3 protein-coding genes are annotated in these 2,941 nt (G+C 62.7%); all 3 read left to right on the plus strand.

Annotation, left to right across the window (positions count from 1 at the left end; genetic code table 11):
- Nucleotides 1–720 (plus strand): substrate-binding domain-containing protein (locus tag HX846_RS34075; RefSeq protein WP_178967137.1); only part of this gene is annotated, 720 nt, incomplete at its 5' end.
- Nucleotides 721–815: 95 nt separating this feature from the next.
- The gene (gene fdhD, locus HX846_RS34080; RefSeq protein ID WP_008435774.1) at nucleotides 816–1,655 is read left to right on the plus strand and encodes a formate dehydrogenase accessory sulfurtransferase FdhD; all 840 of its coding nucleotides are present in this window, start codon (nucleotides 816–818) and stop codon (nucleotides 1,653–1,655) included.
- Nucleotides 1,652–2,941, plus strand: a 1,290-nt coding sequence (locus tag HX846_RS34085) for a molybdopterin-dependent oxidoreductase (RefSeq protein ID WP_178967138.1), incomplete at its 3' end; no start/stop codon positions are given. The genes fdhD and HX846_RS34085, both read left to right, overlap by 4 nt.

Here is a 2,941-nt window from a genome sequence, read left to right on the forward strand (position 1 = left end):
TTTACCGCCCCCGGCGAACGCGTGCTGGCCTGGGCACGCACGGTGCTGGCGGCCTATGACGGCTTGCAGGCCGAGGCCGCTGCGTGTCGCGGCAACCTGGTAGGCACGTTGCGCCTGGGGGTGGTGCCGTTGTCGAGCTTCGATCCGCTGGCGTTGATGCAGAAGCTGCACAAGGAACACCCCAGCCTGCGCTTTGAGTTGTCCGCGTTAAGCTCCGAGCAAATCCTTGAACAACTTGCCAGCAACCGCCTGGACCTCGGTGTGTCGTACCTCGAGCGCCTGGACGCCGAGCGTTTCGACTCCCTGGCCCTGGGCGAAACCCGCATGGGCCTGCTGTACGACCAACGGTTCTTCAGCTTCGGCGACAAGCCCCTGAGTTGGGAGGCGCTGATCGAACTGCCCCTGGGCATGCTCACCAGCGGCATGCACTTTCGCCAGTCCATCGACCACAATTTCCACAGCCGTGGCCTCAACCCGCAGCCACTGTTGCAGACCGATGCCGTCCATCAATTGTTACAAGCGGTGCACGGCGGCCTGTGTTGCGCGGTGATGCCACTGGACGGCGGCCTCGACGCCCTCACCGAGCACCTGCGCCTGCAACCCATTGAAGACGCTCACACTTTGGCTCGCCTGGGGTTGATCATGCGCCGCAGTGCACCCCGTTCGGCCTTGGCGGAAGCGTGTTTTGCGCTATACCAGAAATCGCTGATCGAGACTTGATCGACGGCATCTATCGGTAGATCAGTACTGACGATTAGACGCGACCCTTTGTCGCGCCTAGTCTTACAGCTGAATACTCCCGGTGGTAATGCCCAATGAACGCCCAGCGCCCAGTCTGCGCGGCGCCCGCCCTCGAAACGCCCGCGCCCGCCGCCAGCCAGAGCTACCAGTTTTGTAATCTCGAACACACCGAATCGGCCAGCACCGCGCTTGCCGAGGAAGTCGCGTTGGCGATTGCCTATAACGACATCAGCCAGGCGGTGATGCTGGTGACGCCGACCGACCTTGAAGACTTTATTGTCGGATTCAGCATCGGTAGCGGCATTATCGAAGACGTTAGCGACATTTATGACCTGAAAATCAGCGGTTCGGGCTCGACCCAATACGCTCAGGTGCAGATTTCCAGCCGCGCGTTCTGGAATATGAAGCAGCAGCGCCGGCAACTCGCCGGCACCAGTGGCTGTGGGCTGTGCGGCGTAGAAGCCGTGGAGCAGGCGCTGCCCAACCTCAAGGTGTTGCCCGGCGCGCCGTTGCCGCCTGCCGAATGGCTGGATGGCCTGCGCCAGCGCATCAGCGCGTTCCAACCGCTGGGCCAGTACAGCGGCGCGGTGCATGCGGCGGTGTTCATGAACAACCAGGGCGAATTGCTGCTGGGCCGTGAAGACATCGGCCGGCATAACGCCCTCGACAAGCTGATCGGTGCGCTGATCCGCCAAAAGATTCCGACCGACGGCGGCCTGGCGATTGTTACCAGTCGCTGCAGCCTCGAACTGATCCAGAAAGTCCTGCGTGCAGGCATCCAGACCCTGGTCAGCCTGTCGTCGCCTACCGGCCTGGCCCTGCAATGGGCTCGCCGGCACAACCTCAATCTCATCCACCTGCCGCAGAAAAGTGCGCCGCGGGTCTATAGCCCTGCGATGGAGAATCAAGCGTGAGCAATCATCATCAAGCCGACGACAAACCCACCCCGCGCTACAAGCCCTATAAAGGCCCGGCGGGTGGTTGGGGCGCACTGATCAGCGTGGCGCAAGCCTGGCTGACCAGCGACAACGCGCTGAAAAACATCCGCATGATGCTCAAGACCAACCAGAACGGCGGCTTCGACTGCCCGGGCTGCGCCTGGGGCGACTCGCCGGAAAGCGGCATGGTCAAGTTCTGCGAGAACGGCGCCAAGGCGGTCAACTGGGAAGCCACCAAGCGCCGGGTCGACGCGGCATTCTTCGCCAAGCACAGCGTCAGCGCGCTGCTGGAGCAGAGCGACTACTGGCTTGAGTATCAGGGCCGCCTGACCGAGCCGATGAGCTACGACGCCGAAACCGACCGTTACAAACCCATCAGCTGGGAATCGGCTTTCGACTTGATCGGCAAGCACCTCAATGCGCTGCCAAACCCGGACATGGCCGAGTTCTATACCTCGGGCCGGGCCAGCAACGAAGCGGCTTACCTGTATCAACTGTTTGTGCGCGCCTACGGCACCAACAACTTCCCGGACTGCTCGAACATGTGCCACGAAGCCAGCGGCGTCGCCCTGGCGCAAAGCGTGGGCGTGGGCAAAGGCACCGTGACCTTCGATGACTTCGAGCATGCGGATGCGATTTTCGTCTGGGGCCAGAACCCCGGCACCAACCACCCACGCATGCTGGAGCCACTGCGCGAAGCGGTAAAACGCGGCGCCCAGGTGGTGTGCATCAACCCGCTGAAAGAGCGTGGCCTGGAACGCTTCCAGCACCCGCAACACCCGCTGGAAATGCTCACCAACGGCGACAAGCCAACCAACACCGCCTACTTCCGCCCGGCGCTGGGAGGCGACATGGCCATCCTGCGAGGCATGGCCAAGTTCCTGCTGCTGTGGGAACGCCAGGCCCAGGCCGAAGGCAAGGAGGCCGTGTTCGACCACGACTTCCTCAACGAACACACCGCCAACGTGCTGGATTACCTGGGCAAGATCGACGACACCTCATGGGATGAAATCGTCGAGCAGTCCGGCCTGACCCTGGTGGAGATCGAGCAAGCGGCGCGCATGTACGCCAAAGGCAAGAACGTGATCATGTGCTGGGCGATGGGCATCACCCAGCATCGCCACTCGGTGCCGACCATCCAGGAAATCGCCAACCTGATGCTGCTGCGCGGCAACATCGGCCGCCCGGGCGCAGGCCTGTGCCCGGTGCGTGGCCACAGTAACGTGCAGGGCGACCGCACCATGGGCATCAACGACCGGCCA

The sequence above is a fragment of the Pseudomonas sp. K5002 genome, assembly GCF_013386655.1.
Taxonomy (GTDB): Bacteria; Pseudomonadota; Gammaproteobacteria; order Pseudomonadales; family Pseudomonadaceae; genus Aquipseudomonas.